Origin of the sequence: Streptomyces solincola (assembly GCF_002982015.1) — a bacterium.
In the GTDB taxonomy this organism is placed as follows: domain Bacteria; phylum Actinomycetota; class Actinomycetes; order Streptomycetales; family Streptomycetaceae; genus Streptomyces; species Streptomyces solincola.
Genome location: NZ_PVLV01000325.1, coordinates 1 through 6,201, shown reverse-complemented (window position 1 = coordinate 6,201; position 6,201 = coordinate 1). Strand labels below are relative to the sequence as shown.

5 protein-coding genes are annotated in these 6,201 nt (G+C 74.0%); 1 reads left to right on the top strand and 4 read right to left on the bottom strand.

Going from position 1 to position 6,201, the window contains the following annotated elements:
* Positions 1-77: 77 nt before the first annotated feature.
* The gene (locus C6N75_RS20590) at positions 78-1,463 is read right to left on the bottom strand and encodes a uracil-xanthine permease family protein (protein WP_258177517.1); all 1,386 of its coding nucleotides are present in this window, start codon (positions 1,461-1,463) and stop codon (positions 78-80) included.
* A complete protein-coding gene (locus C6N75_RS20585; RefSeq protein ID WP_105870389.1) occupies positions 1,460-2,635 on the bottom strand; it encodes an aryl-sulfate sulfotransferase in 1,176 nt (391 codons plus the stop codon). The genes C6N75_RS20590 and C6N75_RS20585 overlap by 4 nt, the downstream gene beginning before the upstream one ends.
* 169 nt (positions 2,636-2,804) lie before the next feature.
* Between C6N75_RS20585 and C6N75_RS20580 the strand changes: the two genes are divergently transcribed.
* A complete protein-coding gene (locus tag C6N75_RS20580; protein ID WP_105870388.1) occupies positions 2,805-3,440 on the top strand; it encodes a helix-turn-helix domain-containing protein in 636 nt (211 codons plus the stop codon).
* Between the two features lie 109 nt (positions 3,441-3,549).
* Here the strand turns inward: C6N75_RS20580 and C6N75_RS20575 are convergent, their stop codons facing one another.
* Both C6N75_RS20575 and C6N75_RS20570 read right to left on the bottom strand, forming a co-directional pair.
* Positions 3,550-4,995: a glyceraldehyde-3-phosphate dehydrogenase gene (locus tag C6N75_RS20575; RefSeq protein WP_105870387.1), complete on the bottom strand. Its 1,446-nt coding sequence runs from the start codon at positions 4,993-4,995 to the stop codon at positions 3,550-3,552.
* Positions 4,996-5,159: 164 nt separating this feature from the next.
* Positions 5,160-6,194 (bottom strand): ABC transporter substrate-binding protein, encoded by a 1,035-nt coding sequence (locus C6N75_RS20570; protein ID WP_105870390.1) that lies wholly within the window; start codon positions 6,192-6,194, stop codon positions 5,160-5,162.
* Between the last annotated feature and the right edge of the window lie 7 nt (positions 6,195-6,201).

Genomic DNA, 6,201 nt, shown 5'->3' with positions numbered 1-6,201 from the left:
CCCCCGGCCCGGAGCGGCCGCCCGGCCCGGTGTGCCGCCACCCCGGCCGCCGCGCGGGACGCACCGCGCCCCCGCCGTCAGGCGTCGGGCGGCCGACCAGCGGAGACCGTCCGGGCTTCGGCAGCCGGCCGGGGATCGGGGGCCGTCCGGGCGCGTGGCCGCAGGCGGAACAGGCCGTGCAGCAGGACGGCGGTGAGCGCGCCCGCCACCACCCCGCTGCCCAGCACACCGCGCACCCAGCCCGGGAAGGCGTCGTACAGCCCGGGGGAGAGCACCGGCAGCAGCCCGGCGGCCAGCGCGGTGGCCGCGACCATCACGTTCACCCGGTCGTCCAGGTCCACCCGGCGCAGCATCTGCACGCCCATGACCGCGATCACGGCGTACACCACCAGGGCGCTGCCGCCCACCACGGCCGGCGGGATGCCCGCCAGCAGCCGGGAGATGGGCGCCAGCAGCCCGCACAGCACCAGCAGCACCCCCGCGCCGGCCGTGACGTAGCGGCTGCGCACCCCGGTCAGCCTGCTGATGCCGATGTTCTCCGAGCTGGTCACCAGCGGGGCCGCGCCGAACACGCCGGCGAGCAGCGAGGCGACCGCGTCGGCCCGGGCCACCCGGGGCACGTCCCGGCCGGGGTCGGCGGCGCGGCCCACCGTCTCGCTGTTGAGGACCGTCTGGCCGGTGGCCTCGGCCAGCGACGTGAGGCTGAAGACGAGCAGCGGCAGCGCGGCGAGCAGGTCGAACTGCGGTACGCCGTAGGGGAGCGGGGCGGGCAGGGCGGCCGCCGCCTCCCCCGGCGGAGTGAAGGAACCGAGCCCGGTGACGGCCGCGAGCGCGGTGCCGCCGGCCATGCCCAGGAGCACGGCGCTCTGCCGCCACACCCCACGCAGCAGCAGGTAGGCGAGCAGCACGCAGCCGACCGTGGCGGCGGCCAGGAGCAGCGCGGACGGCGCGGCGGGCCGGCCCGGCCCGCCGGTGACCAGCCCTGCGGCCACCCGCACCATGGAGACGCCGATCAGCAGTACGGTCACCCCCATGACCAGCGGCGGGAAGAGCCGCACGGCCCGGGCGTACAGCGGCAGCACGGCCAGCAGCAGGAGCGCGGCGAGGATCACCGATCCGCTCGCGGTGGCCGCCCCGTGCTCGCCGGCCACCTGGAGGAACAGCGCGGTGGCCGCCCCGCCCGGCAGCATCACGAACGGCAGCCTCGCGCCGATCCGCCAGGGGCCGAGCGACTGGAGCAGGGTGCCCGCCCCGCACAGCAGCAGGGTCACGCTGAGCAGGGAGGCGGTCTGCGGGCCGGTCAGCCGCAGCGCGTCGGCGGTCAGGAAGGCGGTGGAGACCGGGGCGGCGACCATCGCCAGCACGTGCTGCCCGGCCAGCGGCGCCAGTCGCCGCAGCGGGACGCGCTCGTCCACCGGGTCGGGTGGCGGCGCGGGCTTCGGGGCGGGGGCGGGCGCGGTCACCGGCCGTCCCGCGCGGTGAGCCAGGGCACCTCGGCGGGGGCGTAGCGGTAGGCGCGGAAGACCGCGTTCGGCTCGGCCGGGAAGAGCGTGCGGACCTCGGACTCGCGGTAGGCGCCGAACTGCGGCACCACGTACTCCCAGCACAGGTAGCCGTCCGCGGTCACTTCGAAGAGCCGGCCCGCCGGGGAGTCGGTGACCAGGGTGTTGCCGTTGGCCAGCCTCTGGGCGCTGCCCATGAAGGGGGCGAAGAACGACTCCCGGGCCGGGTCGTGGTACTCCCAGACCACCGTGCCGCCGGGCCGCTCGATCTCCACGACCCGGGTGTACGGCACGTCGCAGCCGGGCCGGAAGACGCCGTTGTCGAAGACCAGCAGGTTGCCGCCGGGCAGTTCGGTGGGAGCGTGCTGCTGGGAGACCGTGCCCGGTTCGGTGCGCCAGACGATCCTGCCGTCGGACCGGTCGATGACGACCACCGCCGAGACGCTGCGCAGGCTGGCCAGGACGGTGCCGTCGTCCAGCGGGGTGACGCTGTTGATCAGCGGCCAGTGCTCGCGGGCGTAGTCCGGGTGCAGCGGGTACGCGTCGCGGTCCAGGTGGTCGGCGGCCCGCCAGGACCACAGGGTGTTCCCGTCCGCGTCCACCTCGGTGATGGTGTCCGCCCACACCGTGCCGTCCGCGGCCTCGCTGCCCGGCACCCCGCCGCGTACCGCCGCGGCGTCCGCGCCCCGCAGCGGCTCCAGCCCGGTGTAGAGGATGCGGCCGTCGTCGGTGTGGTGGGCGTCGTGGTGCTGGAGCGGGTCCCGGTGCTCGCGCAGCACGGTGCCGTCCGGGGCGGCCTGGAGCATCACCCCGCCGCGGTACTTGTGCCACATCGGGAAGAGCGCGGGCTGGTCGGGGAGCACCCCGTTGTAGGCGAGGCGTCCGTCGGCGAGCAGCCGGGCGTGCCGTCCGGGCCGGTAGGGGAGGTTCCACCGGTGGACCGCCTCGCCGCGAAGGTCGATCAGGTACACCTCGCCGGCCCCGGTGAGCGGCGCGTAGAGGGTGTAGCCGTCGAAGGCGGCCTCGGCGTCCAGGGCGATCAGCCCGGTGCCGCGCCGGCGGCGGCTGTTCTGGTCCACCCGGCCGGCGGCCCGCGCCCCGGAAGCCCTACCCGCGGCAGTGTCAGCGGTCATCGAAGTCCCTCACCCTCGTCAAACTTTCTTTGATGTGGTCGAGCGACTTCGAAGCTAGCGGGGTGATGTTGCGGCAGTGTGGCGGCCGTATGGCGGCATCCAGGGGCCGGTGCGGCGCGCGCTAGGGTGCCGGAGGGAGCACGGGCGGACGGCGGGGAGCGGACGGCACATGGGCGAGGCGGACGGCGAGCCGGCGGGCGCGCCGGACGGACCGGGCAGGCCGGACGGGGCGGACGGGTCCGGTGGGGGAGGGCCGCGGGTGGGCGCCGGGGTGCGCCGCAGGCGCCGGGCCCTGGAGCTGACCCTCGCCGAGGTCGCACGGCGCTCGGGCCTCTCGGCGCCCTTCCTCAGCCAGATCGAGAACGACCGCGCCCGGCCCAGCATGCGCTCGCTCCAGCGGGTCGCCGACGCGCTGGAGACCACCGCCGTGCAACTGCTGGCCGCCGCCGGGACCCCGCGCCGGATGGACGTGGTGCGGGCCGGCGACGACACCGGCCTCGCGCCGGCCGGCGGCGGCCGGGCCCGGCCGCTGGTGCGCGGCCACCACCAGCTGCACGCCCTGGAGTTCACCGGCGAGCACGACGGGGCACGGGAGTTCCGGCACCGCAACGACGAGCTGATGTACGTGGCCGACGGGTCGGCGGAGGTGGAGGCCGAGGGCCGGACGGTACGGCTGGGCCCCGGCGACACCCTCTACCTCACCGGCGGCATCCGGCACCGCTGGCGGGCCGTCGAGCCGGGCACCAGGGTGCTGCTGGTGGCGGTCGCCGAGCACGTCGAGGCGGTCGCCGACCCCCGGCTGTGAGCCCCCGGTCCGGAGCCCGGACGTGCGAGCGCGGGCAGGCCCCCCGGGGTGGGGAAGCCTGCCCGCGCTCGGCGGACACCGCCGAGGCGGCGGCGGGTGCGGCGGCGGATCAGACCGCCGGCGCCGGGTAGGTCGGGTACTCCACGCCGGAGACGTGCTGGACGACCCGGACGACCTGGCAGGAGTAGCCGTACTCGTTGTCGTACCAGAGGTAGAGGATGGCGTTGTCGCCGTCCACCTTGGTCGCGCCGGCGTCCACGATCGAGGCGTTGCGCGAGCCGATGAAGTCGCTGGAGACGGCGTCGGGCGTGGTGGTGAAGTCGATCTGGCGCTTCAGCGGCGAGGTCAGCGACACCTCGCGGAGGTAGTCGAGCACCTCCTCGCGGGTGGTCTCGCGGCCCAGGCGCAGGCTGAGGATCGCGATGGAGACGTCCGGCACCGGCACGCGGATCGAGCTGCCGGTGATCGGCGCGGTCAGCTCCGGCAGCGCCTTGGCGACGGCCGAGGCGGCGCCGGTCTCGGTGATGACCATGTTCAGCGGCGCGGAGCGGCCCCGGCGGTCGGCCTTGTGGTAGTTGTCCAGCAGGTTCTGGTCGTTGGTGAACGAGTGGACCGTCTCCACGTGGCCGCGCAGCACGCCGTACTCGTCGTTCATCGCCTTCAGCGGCGGGACGATGGCGTTGGTGGTGCACGAGGCGCAGGACAGGATCTGCGCGTCCGGCTTGATCGTGTCGTGGTTGACGCCGTGCACGATGTTGGGCACGTCGCCCTTGCCGGGCGCGGTCAGCACCACCTTGTCGATGCCGGGCCGCAGGTGCTGGGACAGTCCCTCGCGGTCCCGCCAGCGGCCGGTGTTGTCGATCAGGATGGCGTTGCCGATGCCGTACGCGGTGTAGTCGACCTCGGAGGGGTCGTTCGCGTAGATGACCTTGATCTCGTTGCCGTTGGCGACGATGGTGCTGCTCGCCTCGTCCACGGTGATGGTGCCCTGGAACTGGCCGTGGATGGAGTCGCGGCGCAGCAGCGAGGCGCGCTTGACGATGTCCGCCTCGCCGCCCCGGCGGACCACGATGGCGCGCAGCCGCAGGCCGTTGCCGGAGCCGGCCTTCTCGATGAGCAACCGGGCCACCAGGCGCCCGATCCGGCCGAAGCCGTAGAGGACCACGTCACGCGGGGCGCGGCGCTCGATCTTCTCCGTGCCGGTCGCGCCGGCGACCGCCTCGGCGGTGAACTCCGCGATCGACAGGCCCCGGTCGTCGGCCCGGTAGGTGGCGGCCAGCATGCCGATGTCGATCTGCGAGGGGCCGAGGTCCAGCGCGGTGAGCGCCTCCAGGAAGGGGAGGGTCTCGGTGACCGACAGCTCCTCACCCGCGATCTGGCGGGCGAAGCGGTGGGTCTTCAGAATGCTGATCACCGATTTGTTCACCAGGGAGCGGCTGTGGAGGAGGACGGTCACGTCCCGCTCCCGATGCAGCTTCCCGATGAGCGGGATCATCGACTCCGCGATCTCCTCGCGGTTCTTCCAGTTGGTGAACGAGTCGTCGTTGACAGTCATCAGGAGAGCATCTTTCGAGCTAGGCAGTGCTCATATGTTAATCCCTCTGTCATTCTGATCGATCACGGGGTCCCCCTCCGCCGCGAGGCGGCGGGTGGGGACCCCGAACGCGCGGCCCGCACACGGCCGTGACCAGCGTGAACGACCCTGCGGGGGGCGCGGGACTAGGCCAGCGTGCGCGACTTCTCCACGGCGGCGGCGAGCCGCTCCAGCACCGGCGCCCAGCCGGCGTAGCTGAAGCGCTCCTCCATCGACCACGGGGTGGTCTGGGCCGCCTTGACCGCCGGCAGCCGGCGCCAGGTCGGCTTCTTGGCGAGCTGGTCCTCGGGCACCGAGGAGGCGCGGTTGTCGACCATGATCAGGTCGGCGTGGTACTTGTCGGCGTTCTCCCAGGACAGGAACTCCCAGAAGCCCCACTCGTCGGACTTCCTGCCCTCCACGAACTCCACGCCCAGCTCCTTGAAGTAGTGCAGGTCGCTGTAGGAGTCCGGCACCGCGACGTACATCTGCTCCGTGTCGCCGGTCACCGCCATGACCTTCAGCCCCTTCCTGCCGCGGGCCGCGGTGCGCAGGGTCTCGGCGGCCTTCTCGAAGCGGGCCTTCGCGTCCTTGACCGATCGCGCGCCCAGGTCCGCGCCCAGCGACTCGGCCAGCTCGGCGGTGCGCCGCAGCGGGTTGAGCAGCGAGGTGCGGGCGATGTCGATGCCGACCGTCGGGGCCAGCGCCTCGATCTTCTTCTTGCTGTTCTGCGGCACGAACCACAGGTCGGGGGCCGGGAACATGTTGCTGACCAGCAGGTCGGGCTCCAGCGCGGCGTACTTCTCGACGCTGAACTGGCCCCACTGCTCGCCGAGGCTGGTCAGCTTGCGCACGTCCATCGCGCCGGCCTGCGGGTTGGGCTTGCCGTCCACCGGCTTCGACGGGCCGAAGACGCCCTTGACCTCGACGCCGTAGTCGTGGAGGGCGGCGGCGGTGGAGACGTAGGCGACGATCCGCTCGGGGCGCCCCGGCGTCTTCGCCGTGACGCCCCGGTCGTCCTTGAACGACCAGGCGCCGCCCGCCGCGCCGTCCGCCGGCTTCCCGTCCTCGCCGCCGCAGGCCGCCAGCAGCGGAGCGAGCGCGAGAGCGCCGCCGCCCGCCAGCAGACGGCGGCGGGAGGGGCCGGCGGGGACGCGGGGAGCGGGGACGGCAGCAGGCATGGCGGGG

What these genes read in the sequence shown, in the direction of transcription:
- C6N75_RS20580 (WP_105870388.1), top strand. Translation starts at nt 2,805, where the DNA reads ATGGGCGAGGCGGACGGCGAGCCGGCGGGCGCGCCGGACGGACCGGGC.
- C6N75_RS20585 (WP_105870389.1), bottom strand. Translation starts at nt 2,635, where the DNA reads ATGACCGCTGACACTGCCGCGGGTAGGGCTTCCGGGGCGCGGGCCGCC.
- C6N75_RS20570 (WP_105870390.1), bottom strand. Translation starts at nt 6,194, where the DNA reads ATGCCTGCTGCCGTCCCCGCTCCCCGCGTCCCCGCCGGCCCCTCCCGC.
- C6N75_RS20575 (WP_105870387.1), bottom strand. Translation starts at nt 4,995, where the DNA reads ATGACTGTCAACGACGACTCGTTCACCAACTGGAAGAACCGCGAGGAG.